Here is a 22,292-nt window from a genome sequence, read left to right as displayed (position 1 = left end):
ACCGCTGGCACTTTCGGCTGCCACGCTCTAGCCCTTCGCCGCGCCGGCGAAGGCCTTGGAGAGCACGGCGAAGTCGGCGCCGTGATCGTAGGGCGCGCCGTTGACGAAGAAGGTCGGCGTACCTTCGACGCCATCGTTCACCGCCTTGGCCATGCGCTCGTTGACGGCCTTCAGGGCCGCCGGATCCTCCAGCGCCGCCTTGAACTGCGCGTCGGTCAGGCCGTACTGCCTGCCGATCGCCTGCAGGCCCTCGAACAGCTTCTCGCTGCGATAGATCTCTTCCTGCTTCTGAAAGACGGTGGTCAGCACCTCGAAATACTTGCCCGGAACGCGGCGGGCCAGGATGAAGCCGGCGGCGGCGAACTCGTTGGGCGGGGTCAGGAACTCGCGGAACACCAGGCGAACCTTGCCGGTGTCGATGAAGGTCTTGCGGACCTCGGGCAGCACCGTCGTCCACCAGTGGGCGCAGTGCGGGCAGCTGGCCGAGGCGTAGACCACCAGCTGGACCGACGCCTTGGCCGAGCCCAGCGCCATCTCGCCCGGGACCGGCGGCAGCGGCGCGGCGCGCGCGGCCAGAGGGCTCGCCGTCAGAGCGAGACCCGCAACGATCAGAGCGCGCCGGTCGAGGCCCATTACTTCGAGGCTTCCGCGATGGCTGCGTCCAGCTGGGCCAGGGTGACCTCGCCGCCGGAACTCGCCGCCGACCTTCTTGCCATTGACGATGAAGGTCGGGGTGCCCTCGATCTTGTCGGCCTTCATCGACTTTTCGATGCGCTCCGCCGACTTGGCGGCGTTCTCGTCGGTCAGGCAGGCGTTGAACTGGTCTTCGCTCATGCCGGCGGCCTGGGCGATGGTCAGCAGTTCGCCGCGGATGTCGCCGGTCTGGAAGATGCGCATCTGGGCGGCGTAGATCGCGTCGGTGACCTGGAAGTACTTATCCTTGCCGGCGCAGCGGGCCAGCATGGCGCCGGCGTTGGCCAGGCGCGGCTCGCCGGTCAGGGCTTCGCGGGCCACGTAGTTGACCTTGCCGGTGTCGATGTACTTGGCCTTGAAGGCCGGGAAGACTTCCGCGTTCCAGGTGGCGCAGTGCGGGCAGGCGACCGAGGCGTATTCGACCACGGTGACCTTGGCGGCGGGGTTGCCCAGGGTCATGTCGTCGGCGGTGACCTTGGTTCCCGTGGGGCCGCAGGCGGTCAGAGCGCCCAGCGAGGCGGTGAGGGCGACGGCGGTCAGGAGCCGGCGGGTCAGCGGACGCATGTTCGATCTTCCTTGCGGTACGGCGGCGAAGTTAAGCGCGATTCTTAGAGGCGGCGAAAAGGGCGCCGATAAGGCCTTGCAACAGCGCGATCAGGGTCGGGTTGTCAATCGGAAGGTCTGTGGATCGTCGGCTCAAGGATGCTCGCGCAGCACGCCGCGCCCCAGTTTCAGCAGGGCGTCCTTGAGGCCGCCGTCGGGCTGGTCGGCCAGGCTGTCGGAGAGCTGCTTTTCCAGCGCCGCGTCCAGCGGCGGCTTGCGGCGCGGACGTTGCGCGACTGGCGCGGCGGCGGCTTTCACGGGGCCCTGGACGATGCGCAGGCGGGTGACGACGCCCTTGCCCAGCAGCATGTCGAGACGGGCGGTGATCTGCGGCGCCTGGTGCTGGATCAGCGAGGCCACCGGGCCGTCGACGCGCAGCTCCAGGGCGCCGCCCTCGCCGTTGCGGCCCTTGATGATGCGGACGGGCTCCGTCCGGCGCGCGAGGGTGTCGCCGACGATCTCGCGCCAGCGGGCCTGCAGGGCGGCGGGACCCTTGCCGAAGCGCTCTTCCAGCGACTTCAGCAGGGGCGCCAGGCTCTTGCCGGCGGGCGGCGGCGGGCGGCGCTGGGGACGCGTGCGTTTGCTGCGCAGGATCGCGAGCGCTTCTTCGGCGGTGGGCAGGGGGCGGCGCATGCGAGGAAACTAGCATGCCGGGCTCGGTTCGCGGTAGGCGAGGGACGATGAAAGACCGTCAAGCGATCCGTTCGGCCCTGCTGGCCTGGTACGACGCCCAGGCCCGGACCCTGGCCTGGCGCGTCTCGCCCGCAGACCGCCGCGCCGGCGTGCGGGGCGACCCCTACCGCGTCTGGCTGTCGGAGGTGATGCTGCAGCAGACCACCGTGCCGCACGCCACGCCCTACTTCCTGAGCTTCACGGAGCGCTGGCCGACGGTCAGCGCCCTGGCCGCCGTGGAGGATGGCGACCTGATGGCCGCCTGGGCGGGGCTCGGCTACTACGCCCGGGCCCGCAACCTGCTAGCCTGCGCCCGGGCCGTGGCTGGCGCCCACGGCGGCGTCTTCCCCGACACCGAGGAGGGCCTGCGCGCCTTGCCCGGCGTCGGGGCCTACACCGCCGCCGCCGTCGCCGCGATCGCCTTCGACCGCGCGGCCAATGTCGTCGACGGCAATGTCGAGCGGGTGATGGCGCGGCTGTTCGCCGTCGAGGCGCCGATGCCGGACAGCAAGCCGGAACTCAAGGCCCTGGCCGGGGAGCTCGTCACCGACGATCGCCCCGGCGACTGGGCCCAGGCGCTGATGGATCTGGGGGCCACGGTCTGCAAGCCCAAGGCCCCGCTGTGCGACCGCTGCCCGATCTCGGACTGGTGCGCGGCCTACAAGGGCGGCGCGCCGGAGACCTATCCGCGCAAGACCAAGAAGGCCGACCGCCCGCGCCGCCACGGCGTGGCCTATGTCCTGACGCGCGGCGACGATATGGCTCTGGTCCGCCGTCCGCCCAAGGGCCTGCTGGGCGGGATGCTGGGCCTGCCGACCAGCGACTGGCGCGCCGCGCCGTTCTCCGACGCCGAGGCGGTGGCCGCAGCGCCGGTCTCCGCCGCTTGGCGCGACCTCGGCGCGGTCGAGCATGTCTTCACCCACTTTTCCCTGACGCTGCGGGTGTTCGCGGCAGGCGGCGTGAATGCTGGCGACTTCGTCTGGACCCCGCGCGAAGGCCTGGGCGCTCTGCCCAGCGTGTTCCTGAAAGCAGCGCTGGCGGCGGAGCGGCTGATCTAGTTCATCCCCGCGCGGACCTGGGCCCGCAGGACGTCGATGGGCGCCAGGCCCGCGTCGGTCTTGAAGTGCCAGTAGGTCCAGCCGTTGCAGGCTGGGGCGCTCTGCACCAGGGCGCCGATCTTGTGGATCGAGCCCGACAGGTCGCCGACCGTGATCGAGCCGTCCGGGCGGACCTTGGCGGCGTGATTGCCCTTGCTGCAGTACAGGGTGTCGCCCGGCGAGAGCAGGCCGCTCTCGACGATCGTGCCGAACGGCACGCGCGGCTCGGCGCGCTTGCTGCCCATGACGTCCAGGTCTTCCGGCGCGATCGGCACGACCTTGGCGATGCGGGCCTTGGCGTGTTCCAGATATTCGGCCTCGCGTTCGATGCCGATGAACTTGCGACCCAGACGCTTGGCGGCCGCGCCGGTGGTGCCGACGCCGAAGAACGGATCCAGGATCACGTCGCCCGGCTTGGTGGTCGACAGGATCACCCGATAGAGCAGGGCTTCCGGCTTCTGGGTCGGGTGGGCCTTCTGGCCGTCCACGCCCTTGATGCGTTCCTCGCCGGTGCACAGCGGGATGGTCCAGTCCGAGCGCATCTGCACCTCGTCATTGGCCATCTTCAGGGCGTCGTAGTTGAAGGTGTAGCGCTTGGCGTTCTGGCTCTTGGAGGCCCAGATCAGGGTCTCGTGGGCGTTGGCGAAGCGGGTGCCCTTGAAGTTGGGCATCGGGTTGGACTTGCGCCAGACGATGTCGTTGAGGATCCAGAAGCCCAGGTCCTGCACGGCCACGCCGACGCGGAAGATGTTGTGATAGCTGCCGATCACCCAGATCGCGCCGTCGTCCTTCAGCACCCGGCGGGCGGCCTTCAGCCATTCGCGGGTGAACTTGTCGTAGGCCGCGAAGCTCTCGAACTGGTCCCAGTGGTCGTCGACCGCGTCGACCTTGGAATTGTCCGGACGCAGCAGGTCGCCGCCCAGCTGCAGGTTATAGGGCGGGTCGGCGAAAATCAGGTCGACCGACTTCTCCGGCAGGGCGTTCATCTGCTCGATGCAGTCGCCCAGGATGATGGTTTCCGGCCCGAACTTCATGTCCCGCGTCCCTACAAAAGAGAACGGAATCATGAGTCTTGCTGGTAAATGCGAGGTGAGCAGACGTGGTTAGCGGGGCGTTAACGCCAGTCAAACGCGGAGGTCTGAGTCCGATCAGAACTCAAAACCTCTTTCGGATCAGAGGTCTAGGTCGTCGCCCAGCGCGAGCTCACCCGCCAGAGCGGCCTTCACGGGGGCCCAGCCCAGGCGGTGGATCGGCGACGGACCAAGCTTCCGCAGGCCCTCGACGTGGATCGGGGCGTGATAACCCTTGTGGCCGGCGAAGCCGTAGCCGGGATAGACCGCGTCCATCTCGACCATGATCCGGTCGCGGGCTTCCTTGGCCAGGATCGAGGCCGCCGCGATCGAGCACGACAGGCTGTCGCCCTTGACCACGGTCTTGATCGGGCAGGGCAGCTTGAAGGCGTAGTTGCCGTCGACGAGGGCGATGGTCGGCGTCACCGACAGGCCCTCGAACGGCTCGGCACATGGCCAGGCCGGCGGCGTGCAGGATGTTGAGCTCGGCGATCTCGTCGATCGAGGCCATGCCGACACCCCAGGCGATGGCGACGGCCTTGATCTCTTCCTCCAGGGCCGCGCGGGCCTTGGCGCTCAGCTTCTTGGAGTCGTTGAGGCCCTTGGGCACCCGGTCGGGATCCAGGATCACCGCCCCGGCGCTGACCGGCCCGGCCCAGGGACCGCGTCCAGCCTCGTCCACCCGCAGACCGGCCCCGGTCCGCAGGCCAGTTCCAGCATCATGTCGGGTCCGGCGCGCATGGTCCGGTGTCTAAGCCGGTTCGCGGCCGTGGAAAAGGAGTTTACGGACGTAATAATTTCCCTTGACCGCGCCCCGCCGTCGCCGCTCAATCGATTACATCCGTAATATCGGGGACGAGCATGGACACCGGCCAGGGCTATCGGCGCGACATCGACGGCCTGCGGGCCGTGGCGGTGGCGGCCATCGTCATCCACCACGCCTTTCCGGCCCTGCCGCCCGGCGGCTTCGTCGGGGTCGACGTCTTCTTCGTCATCTCCGGCTTCCTAATCACCCGGCTGATCGCGCAAGCTCGGGACGCGGGGACCTTTTCGTGGGGCGGCTTCTACCTGCGCCGGGCGCGGCGGATCATTCCGGCCTATCTGCTGGTCGTGCTGATCACGGCGGCACTGGCGGTGGTGATCGAGATGCCGCGGCTGCTGGCCATGACCGGCGCGGCGGCCGCGGCCTCGGGCCTGTTCGCGGCCAATATGCTGTTCGCCCAGACCGCCGGCTATTTCGCGCCGGGCGCCCAGCAGAACCCGCTGCTGCACCTGTGGTCGCTGGGCGTCGAGGAGCAGTTCTATCTCGTCTGGCCCGCGCTGGTCGCCCTGCTGTGGTGGAAACCTCTGCGCGGGATGCGGGCGACCCTGGCGCTGGTCTTGCTGCTGGCCTCGCTGCTGCTGGCCCAAGCGCTGGTTGGGCGGGGCGCTACGACCTGGGCCTTCTTCGGCCTGCCGACGCGGATATGGGAGTTCCTGGCCGGCGGCGTTCTGGCCCTGGGCCTGGTCAAGCCGCCGGTCGACCGCGCGACGGCCAATCTGGCCGGGGTGATCGGCGGGCTGATGATCGCCGCCAGCCTGGCCCTGCTGAACGAGGCCAGCGTCTTTCCAGGGCTCTCGGCCGTTCCGGTCTGTCTGGGGACGGGGCTGCTGATCTGGTGCGGCATGGGCGTCCACCCGGGCCTTGCCGTCCTGCGCCTGGCGCCGGTCGTCGGCCTGGGCCGGGTGTCCTATTCCCTCTATCTCTGGCACTGGCCGCTGCTGGTCCTGGCAGCCGACGTCGCCCAACAACCGCTGACGGCGCCGCAGCGTCTGGGCCTTGTCGCCCTGTCGCTGGCGCTGGCCGTCTTGACCTGGCGCTTCATCGAACAGCCGTTCCGGCGCGGTCCGCTCAATCGTCCGTGGCGACGCCTGGGCGTCCAGCTCCTGCCGCTCCTGGTCCCGATCGCCATCGGCGCGGCGCTGTTCTTCGGCCACGGCCTGCCCCAGCGGCTGTCGCCCGCCGCCAAGGCCCTGGCCGACCTGGAGGAAACCGACGTCAATCCGGCGCGCGAGGCCTGCTTCGAGAAGGCCAGGACGGCCAAGCCCGAGGACTGCCGCTTCGGCGCGGATCCAGGTGCTCAGGGCGACGACGTCCTCGTCTGGGGCGACTCCCACGCCGACGCCCTGACACCCGGCGTGGTCGACTGGGCTGTGGCGCGGGGCTGGAGCGTCCGCGAGGTGGCGCGCGGCGGCTGCCCGCCGCTGGTCGGGGTCAATGTCCGCACGATGTACCGCTTCAAGCTGGAGTGCGCGGCCGCCGCCGACCAGGCCATGGCCCTGATCGCCTCGGATCGGAAGCTGAAGCTGGTGGTGCTGATGGGCCGCTGGCCGCTCTATCGCGACGCGCCGCCGTTCTACGACGTCAACTCGCCGCGCGTGACGATGGAGGCGATCGGCCAGCCCGGGAAGCGCCGGGGCGTCTCGACCGCCCTGAAGGCCACCCTGGACGCCATCGCCCGGCTCCGGCCTGATGTTCGGGTGCTGGTGGTGGGGCCGTTCCCGGAGCTGACCCTGGGCGCGCCCGAGTGCCTGGCCCAGCAGAAGCAGCTCGGCGGCCGGCCGGGGGTCTGCGCGAGCGTCGCCGCCGGCCTGCCCCTGTCGCGCGCTCTGCCGGCCGAGGACGCCTTGCGGGCCGCCGTTCAGGATCGCCCGAACGTGGCGATGGTGTTCCCGTCCGAGACCCTGTGCCGCGACGGCCGTTGCCTGGCGATGATGGACGGGGAGCCGATCTACTTCGACGACGACCATCTCAGCGCCTCGGGCGCGCGCCGCCTGGCGCCGGCCTGGCTGGAAACGGGCTGGTCAAGCTTGGCGAAATCGGATCCGGCGCGTCTAGATGGGTCATGACTTTCAAGACCATCGCCCTCGCCATCGCTCTGCTTTCACTCGCCGCGCCAACCCACGCCCGCGCCGACGAGGGGGGCTGGAAGCTGGTCTGGTCCGACGAGTTCGAAGGCGACAGGCTGGATGACGCCAAGTGGACGCACGCCGCCGACTGCGGCGGGGGCGGCAATGACGAGCGGCAATGCTACGTGGTCAGCCCGGACACCGTCTCGGTCGGCGGGGGCGTGCTGAAGCTGACCGCGATCAAGCGCAAGACCCGGGGCCTTGCCAATCCGTGGGCCGGACCGACGGGGCCGATGAAGACCGGCGACTACGCCTCGGGCAAGATCCTGACCAAGGGCAAGGCGTCGTGGCTCTATGGTCGCATCGAGGCGCGGGCCCGCGTCCCCGGCGGCCAGGGCGTCTGGCCGGCGATCTGGATGATGCCCGAGCACGAGACCTACGGCGGCTGGCCGCGCTCGGGCGAGATCGACATCCTGGAGACGGTCAATCTGGCGCCCCCTGCGAACCTTGCGAGGGCGGTCGCGAGAACCGGATCTTCGGCACGATCCACTTCGCCGGCGACGCGACCGGCGGCCACCGGCAGATCAGCACGGCCGCGCCGATGCCGGCCTCCGCTTCTGGAGCGGATGGCGGCTTCCACGTCTACGCCGTCGAATGGTCGCCCGAGGCCATCGTCTGGTTCGTCGACGGACAGCGTTACGCCGAGGTCAAGGCCGCCCAGTGGAAGCGCGACGACCGCGACGAGGCGGCCGCGCCGTTCGACCAGCCCTTCCACCTGATCCTCAACCTGGCCTTCGGCGGCCGCTGGCCGGAAGGCGCCAACGCCAAGGGCGTCGACGAGACCGCCCTGCCGGCGACGATGGAGGTGGATTGGGTGCGGGTGAGCCAGCGGGGGCTTAGTCGAAGGAGCCTCCGCCCCTAGACCCGCTTGGCCATCGCCTTGCATTCCTCGTGGCGATAGCATGTCACCAGGTGGTCGTTGACCAGGCCGGTGGCCTGCATGAAGGCGTAGACGATCACCGGGCCGCAGAACTTGAAGCCCCTGGCCTTCAGCGCCTTGGCCATGTCGACGGCCAGCGGCGTCTGGGCCGGGACCTCTCCGGCGCGCCACTGGTTCTGGATCGGCGCGCCGCCGACCATGTCCCACAGGAACTGGCCGAAGTCCTCGCCGCGCTCGCGCATGTCCAGATAGATCCGCGCGCCCGAGATCGCCGCGTCGATCTTGCCGTTCGAGCGGATGATGCCGGCGTCGGCCATCAGCCGGGCGCGGTCGGTCTCGTCGAAGCGGGCGACCTTCTCCGGATCGAAGTCGGCGAAGGCGGCGCGGAACCCTTCGCGCTTGCGCAGGATGGTGATCCACGACAGGCCGGCCTGGAATCCGTCCAGCACCAGCTTCTCCCATAGGGCGCGGCTGTCCCACTCGGGCACGCCCCATTCATGATCGTGATAGGCCTCGTAGAACGGGTCGCCGTTCATGCCTTTCCAGGTGCAGCGTGTGGGTTCGGTCATGCGGCGAAGCTAGCAGAAGATCGCGAACTGGCTAGAACTTTTCAGGAACATGCGTTTTCGCGCGACGGATCGGCCGCCTTGGTGCGTTACAAGGCGTTAGAGGGATTAAGCCAAGGAGCAGACGCCGATGAAGCGCCTGAAGACTCTCGCCCTATTGGCCCTGGCGACAGCCACCGTGGCCGCGACGCCCGTCCTGGCCCAGCGCCATGACCGCGACAACAACCCGCCCGGCCCGCGCGGCGGCCCCGGCACCAACTGGGAGAACCCGCCCGGCTGGCGTGGCGGTCCGGGGGCCTCGCCCGACCGCCGCTATTACCGCTGGCACGGCAAGCGCGTCGAATTCCGCTATCGCAACGGCTACTACTACAACCGCGCCTATGGCTACTATCACCCGCGTTACGGGTGGTGGAACCAGGCGGCCCGATGCTGGCTGGACAACGACAACAACCCGCCCGGCCCGCGCGGCGGCCCCGGCACCAACTGGGAGAACCCGCCCGGCTGGCGCGGTGGTCCAGGCGCCTCGCCCGACCGCTTCGGCCGCTGCCGCTAGCTAGGTTAGCCAGGCCGGCCGGTCAACGCGCACCGGCCGGCCGTCCGCCGTCAGGTCCGCGCCCTCGATGCGGTCGAGGCGCAGCAAGGCCATGGCCCGCCCGTCGCCGCCGCTCAGCACCTCGCCCGCCCGAAGCTCGCCGGCCAGCACCTCGGTCCCGAAGGCCGGTGCGGGGCCGTCGAAGGTGATTGGCAACATGCGGTTCTTGATCACGCCGCGCCGCTTCATGCGGCTGGTCGTCTCCTGGCCGACGAAGCAGCCCTTCTTGAAGTCGATGCCCGCCATCAGGTCGAAGTCCGCTTCGATCGGATAGGTCGTCTCGCTGCCCCAGTCGGCGGGGCCGGGGACGCCGAGGGCAAGGCGATGGGCTTCGTACGCGTCCTCGTCGGTTGTGGAGGGGCGGTCGTCATAGGCGCGCGCCCCCAGGCCCGGGAGGCGTGGGTCGATATAGGGACCCGAGACGCCGTCGCCGAACACCGCCAGCACCGGCCGGTCGCTGGCCTCCAGCGTCACCTTGGCCCGCAGGCGGTACATCGTCAGGCGCTGCAGAACGGCGTCGCGGTGCTCGGCCGCCACGTCCAGTAGGGCGCCGTCGCCCATTCCTTCCGGGGTTCCGGCCACGAACAGGTCGTAGAGCAGCTTGCCTTGGGGCGTCAGCAGGCCGGAAAAGCGCAGCTCGCCCGGCGCGAGCGTCTCGACGTCCTGGGTCAGCAGGCCTTGCAGGAAGCTTCTCCAGTCCGGGCCGGAGACGGCGATGACGGCGCGGGAAGCGAGGCGGGCGACATTAAGCGAGCTCATCCCGCAGATGTGGCGCCGAGTCCGCACCAAAACCAGTCCCCGAAAACGGGGAAAGCTCAACCGTTAACGTGGGATGCGCCGACTCGCCGACTGATCTATGGATAGTCCGATGACACAGCGGGCCTTCCCGATTCTCTTCATCACGGCCACCCGCATCGGTGATGCGGTGCTTTCGTCCGGCCTGATCAAATTTCTCGCCGACCAAGTCCCCAACGCCCGCTTCACGATCGTCGCCGGCCCGCTGGCCGCGCCGCTGTTCGCCCACGTGCCGGGCCTGGACCGCGTGATCGTCATGGAGAAGGGCAAGGGCAAGGGGCACTGGTTCAGGCTCTGGCGGCAGGTGCGCCACAAGAAGTGGGGTCTGGTCGTCGACCTGCGCGGCAGCGCCACGGCCCTCTTCCTGCGCCGCGACAAGCGGGCGATCTGGAAGAAGCTGCCCGGCGAGGTGACGCACAAGGTGCTCGACGCCGCCCGCACCCTGAAACTGGAAGGCGACCCGCCCTCGCCGCACCTCTACATCACCCCCGAGGTCCAGGCCCTGGCGGACGACCTGCTGGGCCTGAACGGAACGCGGGACGAGGGGCCGATCCTGGCGGTGGGGCCGGCCGCGAACTGGGTCGGCAAGGTCTGGCCGATCGAGCGCTTCACCCAGACGGCCGCCCAGTTGCTGGACAAGGACGGCCCGATGGCCGGGGGACGTCTGCTGATCCTGGGCGGCCCCGAGGACACCCGCATGGTCGAGGAGCTGCGCAGGGCCTCGACCCGCGGCCGCACCATCGACCTGACCGGCAAGGTGGATCTGCTGACCGCCTATGCCTGTCTGCGTCGGGCGCGCCTGTTCATCGGCAACGACTCGGGCCTGATGCACATCGCCGCCGCCGCCGGGACGCCGACCCTCGGCCTGTTCGGACCCTCGGACGAGCGCCGCTACGCCCCCTGGGCGACAAGGCCGTGGCCGTGCGCGGTCCCCGGACTTTCGACCAGTTCCGGGCCGTCGACCCCGACCTCTCGCAGGCCATTCGCCACATGAGCGACCTGCCGGTGGCCACGGTGGTCCGCGAGGCCAAGGCCCTGCTGATCCGCACCGCACCCGCCGCCGAGACGTCGCCACGGACGGCGGCGGTCGAGGATGCGAACGCGGCGGACGCCGCCGGCGCCGAGATCGCGCCGCCGGTGGAGGAGTTCCGCGCCCGAAGCCGTCGACGCCGTGGTCGAGGAAGCTCCGGCCGAAGAGCGCATGACCGAGCGCGACGCCAGCTAGTTTCGGTTGCCTCGCGCGCGAGCCAGTCCTACGACCGCCTCGACCCATCGCCAGGAGCCCTGCCATGACCCAGACCTTCGACCTGATCGTACGGGGCGGCGAAGTGGTGAACCACGCGGGACGCGGGATCACCGACATCGGCGTCCGAGGCGGCAAGATCGTCGCCATCGGCGACCTCTCCCACGCCTCGGCCGACGAGGTGTTCGACGCTAAGGGCCTGACCGTCCTGCCGGGCGTTATCGACAGTCAGGTCCACTTCCGCGAGCCTGGCCTGGAGTGGAAGGAAGATCTCGAAACCGGCTCGCGCGGCGCGGCCCTGGGCGGCGTGGTCGCCGTCTTCGAGATGCCCAACACCGAGCCGACCACCACGGACCCGGACGCCCTGGCCGACAAGCTGGCCCGCGCCAAGAACCGGATGCACACCGACCACGCCTTCTATGTCGGCGGCACGCACGAGAACGCCAATTTCCTGGGCGAGCTGGAGCGCCTGCCGGGCTGTTGCGGCATCAAGGTGTTCATGGGCGCGTCGACGGGCTCGCTGCTGGTGCAGGACGACGAGGGCGTCGAGAACGTGCTGCGCCACGTCAACCGCCGCGCGGCCTTCCACTCCGAGGACGAGTACCGTCTGGCCGACCGGCGCCACCTGGCCCGTCCCGGCGACTGGACCAGCCATCCCGAGGTGCGCGACGCTCAGGCCGCCCTGCAGTCGACCCACCGCCTGGTCCGCATCGCCAAGTCCCTGGGCAAGCGCATCCACGTGCTGCACGTGACCACCAAGGAAGAGATCGACTTCCTGGCCCAGAACAAGGATGTCGCCAGCGTCGAGGTCACGCCTCAGCACCTGACCCTGGTGGCGCCGGAGGCCTATGAGCGGCTGAAGGGCTTCGCCCAGATGAACCCGCCGATCCGTTCGGCCGACCACGTGGCCGGCGTCTGGCGCGGGATCGAGGCGGGCATCGCCGACGTGCTGGGCTCCGACCACGCCCCCCATACCCGCGAGGAAAAGGCCCGACCCTATCCGGCCTCGCCCTCGGGCATGCCGGGCGTCCAGACCCTGGTGCCGGTCATGCTGACCCACGTGGTCGACGGAAAGCTCAGCCTGGAACGCTTCGTCGACCTGACCAGCCATGGCGTCAACCGCGTGTTCGGCCTGGCTGACAAAGGCCGCATCGCCGAGGGCTTCGACGCCGACTTCACCATCGTCGATATGAAGGCCCGCCGCGTCATCACGCACGAGCAGATGGCCAACCGCGCCGGCTGGACCCCGTTCGACGGCTTCGAGGCCAAGGCCTGGCCGATGGCGACCATCGTGCGCGGGGTCGTGGTCATGCGCGACGACGAGATCGTGGCGGAAGGCAAGGGCGAGCCGGTGCGGTTCCTGGAGACGCTGGCTGGCTAGATCTTCATCCGTCTACGGATCAACCATAGTCGCTCGGCCGGTCCGGGCGCCATGGCGATCGCCCGATCGTAGGCCGCCAGCGCCTCGTCCGGGCGGCCAAGCCGCGCCAGAAGGTCGGCTTGTACGGCGTGGAACGGCTGGAAGTCGTCCAGCCGCGCGGCGTCCAGCTTCTTGATCTCGGCCAGGCCCGCCGCCGGTCCAGCGACCTCCGCCAGCACCACGGCCCGGTTCAGCCTGACGAACGGATCTTCCCGCCAGTCCAGCAGCAGGTCGTACAGCGCCAGGGCCGCCGACCACGGCGGCGGCTCGGCCAGCGAGCGACGCGCGCACCAGACGCCGTGCAGCGCCGCCCGCAGCTGGCGTGGCCCCGGCCTGTTCAGCTGCGCGGCCGCCCGCAGCAGGGCCTCGCCCTCGGCGATCAGGGGACCGGCTCCACAGCCTTGGATCCTGCTCCGACAGCGGAACCATCGCCCCTTCCGCATCCAGTCGCGCCGGCCGCCGCGCCTCGGCGAAGCGGACCAGGGCGGCGAAGGCCAGGCATTCCGGCTCGTTCGGCAGCAGCTCGGCCAAGACCGCCGTCAGGTCCAGCATCTCGCGGGCGTAGCCGGCGTGGGTCCCGGTCCCGGCGGCGTCCTCGTGGGCGCGGGCATAGGCGACCTCCAGGGTCGACAGTACGGCCGCCAGGCGCTCGGGCCAGGCGTCGGGACCGGGGACCTCGAACGACACGCCCGCCTCGGCGATCTTTTTCTTGGCCCGGGTCAGGCGCTGGAACAGGGCCGGCTCGGCGACCAGGAAGGCGCGGGCGATCTCCCGCGCCGACAGGCCGCAGACCAGCCGCAAGGTCAGCGCTGCGCGGGCCTCGGGCGCGACGGCCGGGTGGCAACAGACGAAGATCAGCCTCAGCCGCTCGTCGGGGATCAGTCGCGCGTCCGAAGCTAGAACGTCCTCGGCCGTGGCCTCGGGGGCGGGAGCCTCTGGCGTGAGACGGCGACGAACGGTTCGTCTACGGATCATATCCAGCGCACACCGGCGCGCCGTGACGTAGAGCCAGGCGGCCGGGTCCAGGGGAAGAGCCGTCGGCCAGATGGCGGCGGCCCGCGCGCAGGCCTCGGCGAAGGCCTCTTCGGCAAGGTCCAGGTCGCGGAAGGTCGCGGCCAGGGCGGCGACGATGCGCCCCCCGGCCTCCCGCGCGGCCCCTTCGAGAGCCGTTCCGGGATCGAGAGTTTTCAATCTTCGTCGATGACGGGGCGGACCTCGACCGCGCCATCGCCGGCCAGCGGGATCCGCTTGGCGATGGCCAGCGCCGCGTCCAGGTCCGGAACCTCGACCAGGTAGAAGCCGCCCAACTGCTCGCGCGCCTCGGCGTAGGGGCCATCGTGCAGGGCGTACTGACCGTCGGTCTTGCGCACCGTGGTGGCCGTGTCGACCGTCTTCAGACCCGAACCGCCCTGCAGGACGCCCGCGGCCGCCAACTCGCCGGCCAGGGCCTGGTGGGCGGCGATGATGTCGTCCATCGCCCGGCCGTCGCCCGCGCGGTAGAGGTCTTCGTTCTCATAGATCAGCAGGGCGTATCGCATCGTTCGTCTCCCATGAGCGCGCGGCCATCGCGACGCTTGGACCTGAGAGACGCGCCGGCTCGGGGGGATTCGACAGCGGGCGACGAAAAATGTCGAGAGGGACGCCGCGGCGGCCGTATTTGAACCGCGCCGGGGGCGGTCGCATAACAGGGCATGGACGGATCAGCCCTCAACACCGCCCCCTTCCGCGACGCCCGCTACGCGACCCGCGCGCTGGAGGTCGAGCGCGTCTATGGGGGCGAGACGCTGATCCTGCGCAATCCGATGCCCTATTCGGACGCGGTAAGGACGACAACCGAGCCGCTGGCGCGCTGGGCGGCCGAGGCGCCGGACCGGGTCTGGCTGGCGGAGCGGGACGGCGACGGCTGGCGAAAGGTGAGCTACGGCGAGGCCCAGGCCGAGGTCGCGGCCCTGGCCGGCGGGCTCGCGGGCCTTGGCCTGTCGCGCGGCCGGCCGCTGCTGATCCTGGCCCGCAACGGGATCGACCACGCCTTGATCGCCTACGCCGCCATGAGCCTGGGCGCCCCCGCCGCGCCGGTCTCGCCGCAGTACGGGCTGAAGGGCGCGGACCTGACCCGGCTGCGACACGCGGTCGAACGGTTGAAGCCGGCGGCTATCTATGCCGACGACGCCGAGGCCTTCGGCGACGCCCTGGCCGCGCCGTTCCTGGCCGGTCTGCCGGTCGTGGTCAGTCGCCATGCGCGGCCGGGCGACGTGGCGTTCGACGACCTGCTGGACAGCGCGCCGGTCGAGCCGGTCGCGCAGCCCGACGACATCGCCAAGCTGCTGCTGACTTCCGGCTCCACGGGACGGCCCAAGGCGGTGGTCTGCACCCACGCCAACATCGCGCTGAACGCCGCCCAGATCGAAGCCTGCTACGCCGATCCCGAGCCGCCGGTGCTGGTCAATTCCGCGCCCTGGAGCCACAGCCTGGGGGCGAACGCCATCCTGCACATGGTGCTGCACAGGGGCGGGACGCTTTACATCGACGCCGGCCAGCCCGCGCCCGGACGCTTCGCCGAGACGGTTCGGAACCTCGCCGAGGTGGCGACGACCTATCACAACATGGTCCCGGCTGGCTGGGGGCTGTTTGTCGGCGAGCTGGAGCGCGACGAGGCCCTGGCCGCGAAGTTCTTCGAGAAGGTGCGGGTGTTGCAATATGGCGGGGCCTCGATGGCCCAGTCGATCCTCGACCGCGTCCAGGCGGTGGCGGTGAAGACCGTCGGAGAGCGGATCACCTTCGCGGCCGGCTATGGGGCGACGGAGACCGGGCCGACGGCCTGCAACATCCACTGGCTGAACGCCCGCTCGGGCATGGTCGGCCTGCCGACGCCGGGGACCGCCGTGAAGCTGGTCCCGGCCCCAGGAACGAAGGATGGCGACGGCGGCAAGTTCGAGATCCGGGTGAAGGGGCCGCAGGTCTCGCCGGGCTATCTGGACCAGCCGGAAGCCACCGCTCAGGCTTTCGACGAGGACGGCTTCTACCGCCTGGGCGACGCGGCGCGTCTGGCCGATCCGGAGGATCCGACGGCAGGCCTCGTCTTCGACGGGCGCCTGGTCGAGAACTTCAAGCTGGCCAGCGGCACCTTCGTGGCGGCCGGCGCCCTGCGGGTGGCGGCGGTGTCGGCCATCGGCGGCGTGGTCTCCGACGCGGTGGTCTGCGGCGAGGGCCAGGACGGCGTCGGCCTGATGCTGTTCCTGGACGCCAAGGCCTGCGAGCGGCTGGGGGACGCGGTGGCCGTCCGGGCGGCGATCGTCGAGGGCCTGTCGCGGATGAACGCGGCGGCCAAGGGCGGCGGCGGCAGGATCGCCCGCGCCCTGATCCTGGAGGGCGCCCCCGACGTGGCCAGCGGCGAGCTGACCGACAAGGGCTATATCAACCAGGCCCTGGCGCGGGACCGGCGTCCGAAGGAACTGGAGCGGCTGTTCGCGACGACGCCGGATGAAGAGATTCTAGTTCTCTAGCCGCGCCCAGACAGATCAGCAGCTGGCCGAAATAATAGAGGCCCCAGACCGCCAGGCCCGTGGCCAGGTTGTCCGGCAGCGGCCCCAGGCGGCCGAAGATCAACAGGTCCGAAACGACGAACATCATGGCGCCCAGGCCGACGGTCTTGAGCGGGAAACGGCTCATCAGCGCCGTGGCGGCCATCACCGCCAGGAACAGGCTGTAGAGCGCGATGCCCGGCGCGCCGGATCGATCATGCGGCAGCAGGAACGAGATCCCGACCACGACCGGGATCAGGGTCAACGGGAGCCAGGGACCCGGCTTGCGATGGCGCAGATAGAGGGCGCTGGCCACCACATGGCCCAGCAGGAACGACAGCGCGCCGACCGTCAGTCCGTGGGTTTCCAGCAGCACGTCGCCGCCCGCGCCGAACGCCATGACCGCAGCCAGCAGCCAGCCGTCCGGCGATCTGGCCCGCAGCGCCGCGTGGACCGTCAGCAGCGCCACGCCGGCGCCCTTCCACGCCGTCTCGACGCCCGGCGGCAGGTCCAGCGCCCAGGTCGCCACATAGCCGACGCCGGCGATCACGGACGCGATCAGCGTCCACCGCGCGACCGCGCTCATCCCTTGCATCGAACGTTTCCCCCGTTTCGCCGATCAGACTGCAATGGCGACCGCCCGATGCGCAACCGGGTTGGCCTGCCTGCCGAAATGTCGGAGACAGGAGGCCTGAAAGCGGAGGAACGCATGAACGGCGCGGACGCCCTGATCACCACCCTGGCCGACAACGGGGTGACCGCCTGCTTCGCCAATCCGGGCACCAGCGAGATGCAGTTCGTCTCGGCCCTGGACCGCGAGCCGCGCATGCGCAGCGTGCTGTGCCTGTTCGAGGGGGTGGCGACCGGGGCCGCCGACGGCTACGGCCGCATGGCCGGCAAGCCCGCCTGCACCCTGCTGCACCTGGGGCCGGGCTACGCCAATGGCGCGGCCAACCTGCACAACGCCCGCCGCGCCTTCACGCCGGTGGTCAATGTCATCGGCGACCACGCCACCTATCACCGTGGCTTCGACGCGCCGCTGAACAGCGACATCGCCGCCCTGGCCGCGCCCAACTCGCTCTGGGTCAGGTCGGCCGAGACCGCTGACAGCGTCGGCCCCCTGACCGCCGAGGCCATCGTCGCCAGCTACGGGACGCCCGGCGGGAACGCCTGCCTGATCCTGCCCGCCGACGCCGCCTGGAACGAAGCGACGGTGAAGGGGCCGGTCGTCACGCCGCCGGCCTTCGCCGATCCCGACGCGGTGGCGATCGACACGGTCGCCAAGGCGTTGGGCTTCGCCAGTAAGCCGGTGCTGCTGCTGGGCTCGGGCGCCTGCGGCGAAGTCGCCCTGGCGGCGGCCGGGCGGCTGGCGGCGCACGGTGTCCGCGTCCTGACCGACACCTTCACCGCCCGTCAGGCCCGTGGCGAGGGACGCTTCCGTCCCGACAAGCTGCCCTATTTCGGCGAGCAGGCCCTGAAGGACCTGGACGGCGTCGATCTGATGATCCTGGTCTCGACCCAGCGTCCCGTGGCCTTCTTCGCCTATCCGGACCGACCCAGCGTGCTGGTCCCCGAGGGCTGCTCGGTCGAGACCCTGTGCGGCCGCGAGGTCGACGCGGCGGCGGCCCTGAACGCCCTGGCCGACGCGGTCGGCGCGCCGGCGACGGGGGCGGTGGAGACCTATGCCGCGCCCGACGCGCCCGCTGGACGATTCGACGCCTGGGCCATCGGCGCATCGATCGCGCGGCGCATGCCGGCCGACACGGTGATCTCGGACGATGCGGTGACGGCCGGCCTGCCGATCTTCACCCAGACTAAGGCCGCACGGGCGCACGACTGGCTGTCCCTGACCGGCGGCGCGATCGGTCAGGGGATCCCGCTGGCGATCGGCGCGGCCGTGGCCTGTCCCGACCGCAAGGTTCTGGCCCTGACCGGCGACGGGGCGGGCATGTACACCGTGCAGGGCTTGTGGACGATTGTCCGTGAACGGCTGGACGTCACGGTCGTGGTCTTCGCCAACCACGCCTATCGCATCCTGGGCATCGAACTGGGCCGCACGGGCGCGGGCAATCCGGGGCCCGCGGCCTCGCGGCTGCTGGATCTGGGCGACCCGCGGATCGACTGGGTCTCCGTGGCCCGAGGCATGGGTATGGCCGCCGAGCGCGCCGAGACGGCCGAAGCCTTCGACGACGCCTTCGCCCGCGCCATGGCCACCCCGGGTCCGAGGCTGATCGAGGCGGCGATATAGCAACGAAAAGGCCCGCCCGGATCGCTCCGGACGGGCCTGATCATTCACGGATCAAAGGCTGGGATCAGCCCTTGACCTTGTTGGTCGGAAGCTTGCAGCCGCCGCCGATGCCCTTGGCCTGGGCGCAGGACAGGAACTCCTTGGCCGCCGGCTTGGCGACGCCGGTCGGATAGCCCAGCACCCAGCCCGGCAGGCCGTCCGAGCAGGCGACTTCGACGAAGCCTTCGTTGTCGGTCGAGCCCATGATGCGAACATCCGAGACCTTGCACGAGGCCTTGTTGAAGCCGACCAGGTCCTGGCTCAGACGGGCGTACTGGGTGTCCTTCTTGGTGAAGGAGCAGCGGTAGCCGTTGAGCTCGGCCGTCACGCAGTCGAACACCGTGCCGCCGCCGGCGGCGGTGAAGATGGCGATGGCGCCGACTTCGCTGCCCTTGCACTTCAGCTCGACGACTTCCTTCTTCGGGTCGGCGCTCGGCAGCATGCCGTACTTCTCGACGTCGCAGGGGAAGCCGGCCTTGGCCGACAGCTTGCCGTAGAAGCCGGCCTGCTCGGTCTGAGCGGCGACGGCGTCGGTCATGGTGCAGCCGCCGCCGACGAAGCCGGCCTGGGCGCAGGGGATCGACTTGACGAAGGCCCCGGTGGCCATCGTCTGTTGATACATGTAGCCCTTGCCGTCCTGGCAGGCGACTTCGAAGTAGTTGTCGGCCTTGGTGCTGAGGACATAGCGACGGTCCTTGATCACGCAGTTGTTGGCCGCGGCCGTGTTCAGCGTGTCGACCAGCTGCAGCTGGGTCTGACGGTTGGTCAGCTTGCAGCTGACATTGCCGCCTTCTTCGTACAGCAGGCAGCTGTTGGCGACGACTTCGCCGTTCAGGTTCATCGGGTTCGTCGTCTGGACGATGTAGCCAGCGCCGCCCTTACAGGCGACTTCGAAGAACGAGTTCTTGGCGCCGGAGCCGATGGCGCGGGCGTTTTCCTGCTCGCAGGTCACGCCGGCCTTCTTGACGTAGGGGGCCGACTGAGCGCCGGGGTTGGCGTTGCCGGGCAGGAGGCAGGCCAGGCCGCCGACCTTGCCGTCTGGACCCGGTTCGGCTCGATTCCAGGCAGGAATAGAGCTGCGGAGCGCCTTCCTTCTTGGCGATGACCGCGAAGCCCATGCCTTCGCTACAGGCGACTTCGTAGTACTTGTCGCCGGCCTTCTTGTCCTCGCCCATGAAGCGGGCGTCGGAGACGGTGCAGCTGGCGCCGCTGGCCTGAATGATGGCCGGGGCGTCCTTCTTGCCGATCTCGCGCGACTTGGCGTCGATGGCGGCGGGCTTGCTCTTCTCTTCCTTCGGCGCCGAAATGACGGCGGCCGGAATGAGAATGGCGACCGCGAGGGCGGCCGACAGGCCGATCGCGAAAGGCCTCATGGGTAACATCTCCTGGGTGGATTCCTCGCGCGGACATAAGCGCGTGCTTGTATCAGGGGTCAAGATGCCGTCCGACCTAGGCATGATGATGACTGGGTTTCAGGGCGAAAAATGGGTTGGATCAACGACAAGCGCCGGTTGAACGGGGCCTGGGGAAACGAAAATGCGCGACGGATTCGAGGATGAAGCGGCGGCCGAGGCGCCGGAAGTCCGCAAGGCCGGGCGGCTTGTCTATCCGTTCGAGACTGCGCCCGAGGCCGGCTCGGGCGGCGCCGTCGAGGTGGCGCCGGGCGTGCTGTGGCTGCGGATGCCGCTGGGCGGCTCGCTACAGTTCATCAATGTCTGGGCCATCGAGGATGGCGAGGGCTGGGCGATCGTCGACACCGGCGTCCAGACCCGCGAGACCAGCCAGGCCTGGCGCGACGCCTTCGCCGACGCCCTGGGCGGGCGGCCCGTCACCCGTGTGATCGTCACCCACCTGCATCCGGACCACATCGGCCTGGCCGGCTGGATGACCCGCAAGTTCGACTGCCGGCTGTGGATGACCCGGCTGGAATACTTCCAGTGCCGGATGCTGGTCGCCGACACCGGCCGCGAGGCGCCCGAGGACGGGGTCAGGTTCTTTCACGCCGCCGGCTGGGACGAGGACGCCATCGAGAACTACAAGGCCCGCTTCGGCGGCTTCGGCAAGGCGATCTACGCCCTGCCCGACAGCTATCGCCGGCTGTCCGACGGCGAGGATTTCGACATCGGCGGCAAGACCTGGCGGGTGGTGACGGGGCAGGGCCATTCGCCCGACCACGCCTGCCTCTGGTGCCCGGAGCTCAACGTCTTCATTTCCGGCGACCAGGTGCTGCCACGCATTTCGTCCAACGTCTCGGTGTTCCCGACCGAGCCGGACGCCGATCCGTTGAGCGACTGGCTGCGATCGCTGGCCAAGGTCAAGGCGACGGTTCCCGACGACGTCATTGTCTTGCCGGCGCACAACGATCCTTTCGAAGGGCTGCACACCCGCGTCGACGGCCTGATCTCGGGCCACGAGCGCGGCCTGGCGCGACTGGAAAAGAAGTTGGTCGAGCCCAAGCGGGTGGTCGACACCTTCGGGGCGCTGTTCGCGCGCCCCATCGGGCCGGACCTTCTGGGCATGGCGACGGGCGAGGCGCTTGCGCATCTCAACTGCCTGATCGGTCGCGGCAAGATCCGGCGTCAGTTGGATGGAGACGGCGTGGCCTGGTATTCGGCTTTTTCTAGTCCCGACTAGAAACGTCTGTTTGACATTTCGCATACGAAACATAATCTGCGAGCATGTCCGTGCCCGCCGACCGCCGCCTCATCTTCCTGCTCAACGCCGGCCATCGGCGGGTGCAGCGCTGGATCGAGGGCAAGATGGCGGCCAAGGGTGGCCTGACCGCCGCCCAGTCGGGGGTGCTGTTCTATCTCGGCGAGCGGGACGGGGCGCTGATCGGCGAGGCCGCCGACGCCCTGGACTTGGCTCCGTCGGCGATGACCGGCCTGATCGACCGGATGACCCGCGCCGAGCTGGTCGAGCGCCAGGCCGATCCCAAGGATGGCCGCGCCATGCGCCTGCGCCTCACCGCCAAGGGCCGCGCCGCCCGCCAGGACGCGAAAGCGGGCCTTGATGGCGTCAACGCCCACCTCACCGAAGGCTTCACGGACGAGGAGATCGGCGTCGTCGCGCGCTGGCTCGCCAGTCTGCAGACCAAGTTCCCCAAGGGAGACCAACAATGACCGATCACGTAAAGGTCGAGATCGACGCCGGCGTGATGACCCTCACCCTGGCGCGTCCGGAAAAGAAGAACGCCCTGTCGAACGCCATGTACGGCGTGCTGGCCGACAGCCTGGAGGCGGCCGAGGCGGATCCCGCCGTCCGCGTCGTGGTCATCCAGGCCGACGGTGACAGCTTCACGGCCGGCAACGACCTGCAGGACTTCGCGGCCCAGGCCACGGGCGCCTTTACCGGCGAGCGACACGTGCTCCGCTTCCTGAAGGCCCTGGCCAACGCCACCCGGCCGCTGGTCGCCGCCGTCCAGGGCCAGGCCGTGGGCGTGGGCACGACCATGCTGCTGCACTGCGACCTGGTGTTCGTGACGCCCGACGCGCGCCTGACCACGCCCTTCGTCAACCTGGCCCTGGTGCCCGAGGCCGCGTCGAGCTGGCTGCTGCCGGCCCGCATCGGCCATGCCCGCGCCTACGCCATGTTCGCTCTGGGCGAGGCGATCGACGGCGGCACGGCGGTGGCTTGGGGCCTCGCCAATGGCTCGGCCGAGCTCGGTGACCTGCGCGCCCGCGCCCGCGCCGCCGCCGACCAACTGGCCAAGCGTCCGCTGGGGGCCCTGACCGTCACCAAGCGCCTGATGCGCGACGCCGAGAAGATCGCCGCCCTGATGGATGTCGAGGGCGCCGAGTTCGCCGCGCGCCTGCAGACGGCCGAGGCCCGCGAAGCCTTCATGGCCTTCGCCGAACGAAGGGCTCCCGACTTCTCGAAGGTGGGCTAAGCTCCGCCGACAACA

General features: G+C 69.8%; 15 protein-coding genes and 7 pseudogenes. 11 read left to right on the top strand and 11 right to left on the bottom strand.

Features of this window, described 5'->3' with window-relative positions:
* Positions 1 to 27: 27 nt before the first annotated feature.
* The 3 genes and pseudogenes from ACHMW8_RS05195 to ACHMW8_RS05185 form a co-directional block, all read right to left on the bottom strand.
* Positions 28 to 531 (bottom strand): annotated as a pseudogene (locus ACHMW8_RS05195) (thioredoxin domain-containing protein); the annotation flags it as partial.
* Positions 532 to 632: 101 nt separating this feature from the next.
* Positions 633 to 1,257 (bottom strand): annotated as a pseudogene (locus tag ACHMW8_RS05190) (DsbA family protein).
* A 132-nt stretch (positions 1,258 to 1,389) separates the two neighbouring features.
* Positions 1,390 to 1,929: a DUF721 domain-containing protein gene (locus ACHMW8_RS05185; protein ID WP_395444947.1), complete on the bottom strand. Its 540-nt coding sequence runs from the start codon at positions 1,927 to 1,929 to the stop codon at positions 1,390 to 1,392.
* 47 nt (positions 1,930 to 1,976) lie between these two features.
* Here ACHMW8_RS05185 and mutY point away from each other — a divergent pair, with 47 nt between their 5' ends.
* Entirely contained in the window at positions 1,977 to 3,026 is a 1,050-nt protein-coding gene (gene mutY / locus ACHMW8_RS05180) for an A/G-specific adenine glycosylase (RefSeq protein ID WP_395444946.1), read from the top strand.
* On the opposite strand, the gene ccrM is transcribed toward mutY, so the two are convergent.
* Positions 3,023 to 4,099, bottom strand: a complete 1,077-nt coding sequence (gene ccrM / locus ACHMW8_RS05175) for an adenine-specific DNA-methyltransferase CcrM (RefSeq protein ID WP_395444945.1) — start codon at positions 4,097 to 4,099, stop codon at positions 3,023 to 3,025. The two genes, mutY and ccrM, sit on opposite strands and share 4 nt — an antisense overlap.
* 138 nt (positions 4,100 to 4,237) lie before the next feature.
* Positions 4,238 to 4,876 (bottom strand): annotated as a pseudogene (locus ACHMW8_RS05170) (ribonuclease HII).
* A gap of 120 nt (positions 4,877 to 4,996) precedes the next feature.
* On the opposite strand from ACHMW8_RS05170, the gene ACHMW8_RS05165 reads away from it, so the two are divergent.
* Both ACHMW8_RS05165 and ACHMW8_RS05160 read left to right on the top strand, forming a co-directional pair.
* Entirely contained in the window at positions 4,997 to 7,024 is a 2,028-nt protein-coding gene (locus ACHMW8_RS05165) for an acyltransferase family protein (RefSeq protein ID WP_395444944.1), read from the top strand.
* Positions 7,021 to 7,946: pseudogene (locus tag ACHMW8_RS05160) on the top strand (family 16 glycosylhydrolase). Before ACHMW8_RS05165 ends, ACHMW8_RS05160 begins: the two are co-directional and overlap by 4 nt.
* On the opposite strand, the gene ACHMW8_RS05155 reads toward ACHMW8_RS05160, so the two are convergent.
* Positions 7,943 to 8,533 (bottom strand): DNA-3-methyladenine glycosylase I, encoded by a 591-nt coding sequence (locus ACHMW8_RS05155; protein WP_395444943.1) that lies wholly within the window; start codon positions 8,531 to 8,533, stop codon positions 7,943 to 7,945. The pseudogene ACHMW8_RS05160 and the gene ACHMW8_RS05155 overlap by 4 nt on opposite strands.
* Before the next feature lie 127 nt (positions 8,534 to 8,660).
* Between ACHMW8_RS05155 and ACHMW8_RS05150 the strand changes: the two genes are divergently transcribed.
* Positions 8,661 to 9,083 carry a hypothetical protein gene (locus ACHMW8_RS05150; protein ID WP_125155099.1) on the top strand — a complete coding sequence of 141 codons (423 nt, stop codon included), beginning with the start codon at positions 8,661 to 8,663 and terminating at the stop codon, positions 9,081 to 9,083.
* Here the strand turns inward: ACHMW8_RS05150 and ACHMW8_RS05145 are convergent, their stop codons facing one another.
* Positions 9,084 to 9,881, bottom strand: a complete 798-nt coding sequence (locus ACHMW8_RS05145) for a YgfZ/GcvT domain-containing protein (RefSeq protein WP_395444942.1) — start codon at positions 9,879 to 9,881, stop codon at positions 9,084 to 9,086.
* A 109-nt stretch (positions 9,882 to 9,990) separates the two neighbouring features.
* Here ACHMW8_RS05145 and ACHMW8_RS05140 point away from each other — a divergent pair.
* Positions 9,991 to 11,210: pseudogene (locus ACHMW8_RS05140) on the top strand (glycosyltransferase family 9 protein).
* Entirely contained in the window at positions 11,207 to 12,541 is a 1,335-nt protein-coding gene (locus ACHMW8_RS05135; protein WP_395444941.1) for a dihydroorotase, read from the top strand. Before ACHMW8_RS05140 ends, ACHMW8_RS05135 begins: the two are co-directional and overlap by 4 nt.
* Here ACHMW8_RS05135 and ACHMW8_RS05130 read toward each other — a convergent pair.
* A pseudogene (locus ACHMW8_RS05130) lies at positions 12,538 to 13,771 on the bottom strand (RNA polymerase sigma factor). The gene ACHMW8_RS05135 and the pseudogene ACHMW8_RS05130 overlap by 4 nt on opposite strands.
* Positions 13,768 to 14,118 carry a YciI family protein gene (locus ACHMW8_RS05125; protein ID WP_395444940.1) on the bottom strand — a complete coding sequence of 117 codons (351 nt, stop codon included), beginning with the start codon at positions 14,116 to 14,118 and terminating at the stop codon, positions 13,768 to 13,770. Before ACHMW8_RS05125 ends, ACHMW8_RS05130 begins: the two are co-directional and overlap by 4 nt.
* Before the next feature lie 153 nt (positions 14,119 to 14,271).
* On the opposite strand from ACHMW8_RS05125, the gene ACHMW8_RS05120 reads away from it, so the two are divergent.
* Positions 14,272 to 16,083 carry a feruloyl-CoA synthase gene (locus ACHMW8_RS05120; RefSeq protein WP_395444939.1) on the top strand — a complete coding sequence of 604 codons (1,812 nt, stop codon included), beginning with the start codon at positions 14,272 to 14,274 and terminating at the stop codon, positions 16,081 to 16,083.
* Here the strand turns inward: ACHMW8_RS05120 and ACHMW8_RS05115 are convergent.
* Positions 15,995 to 16,696, bottom strand: a complete 702-nt coding sequence (locus ACHMW8_RS05115) for a lysoplasmalogenase (RefSeq protein WP_395444938.1) — start codon at positions 16,694 to 16,696, stop codon at positions 15,995 to 15,997. The two genes, ACHMW8_RS05120 and ACHMW8_RS05115, sit on opposite strands and share 89 nt — an antisense overlap.
* Positions 16,697 to 16,810: 114 nt before the next feature.
* Here ACHMW8_RS05115 and ACHMW8_RS05110 point away from each other — a divergent pair, with 114 nt between their 5' ends.
* Complete coding sequence (locus tag ACHMW8_RS05110; protein ID WP_395444937.1) at positions 16,811 to 18,349, top strand: acetolactate synthase large subunit; 1,539 nt, start codon at positions 16,811 to 16,813, stop codon at positions 18,347 to 18,349.
* Between the two features lie 64 nt (positions 18,350 to 18,413).
* On the opposite strand, the pseudogene ACHMW8_RS05105 reads toward ACHMW8_RS05110, so the two are convergent.
* Positions 18,414 to 19,770 (bottom strand): annotated as a pseudogene (locus ACHMW8_RS05105) (hypothetical protein).
* 154 nt (positions 19,771 to 19,924) lie between these two features.
* Here ACHMW8_RS05105 and ACHMW8_RS05100 point away from each other — a divergent pair.
* From ACHMW8_RS05100 to ACHMW8_RS05090, 3 genes are read left to right on the top strand one after another with little or no spacing between them, the layout of a single operon-like run.
* A complete protein-coding gene (locus ACHMW8_RS05100) occupies positions 19,925 to 21,022 on the top strand; it encodes an MBL fold metallo-hydrolase (RefSeq protein WP_199743334.1) in 1,098 nt (365 codons plus the stop codon).
* Between the two features lie 44 nt (positions 21,023 to 21,066).
* Positions 21,067 to 21,510, top strand: a complete 444-nt coding sequence (locus ACHMW8_RS05095; RefSeq protein ID WP_125155109.1) for a MarR family winged helix-turn-helix transcriptional regulator — start codon at positions 21,067 to 21,069, stop codon at positions 21,508 to 21,510.
* A complete protein-coding gene (locus tag ACHMW8_RS05090; protein ID WP_395444936.1) occupies positions 21,507 to 22,277 on the top strand; it encodes an enoyl-CoA hydratase-related protein in 771 nt (256 codons plus the stop codon). The genes ACHMW8_RS05095 and ACHMW8_RS05090 overlap by 4 nt, the downstream gene beginning before the upstream one ends.
* Positions 22,278 to 22,292: the final 15 nt, after the last annotated feature.

This window comes from Caulobacter sp. UC70_42 (assembly GCF_044056025.1).
Taxonomy (GTDB): domain Bacteria; phylum Pseudomonadota; class Alphaproteobacteria; order Caulobacterales; family Caulobacteraceae; genus Caulobacter.
This window is presented reverse-complemented; position numbering and strand designations above follow the sequence as displayed.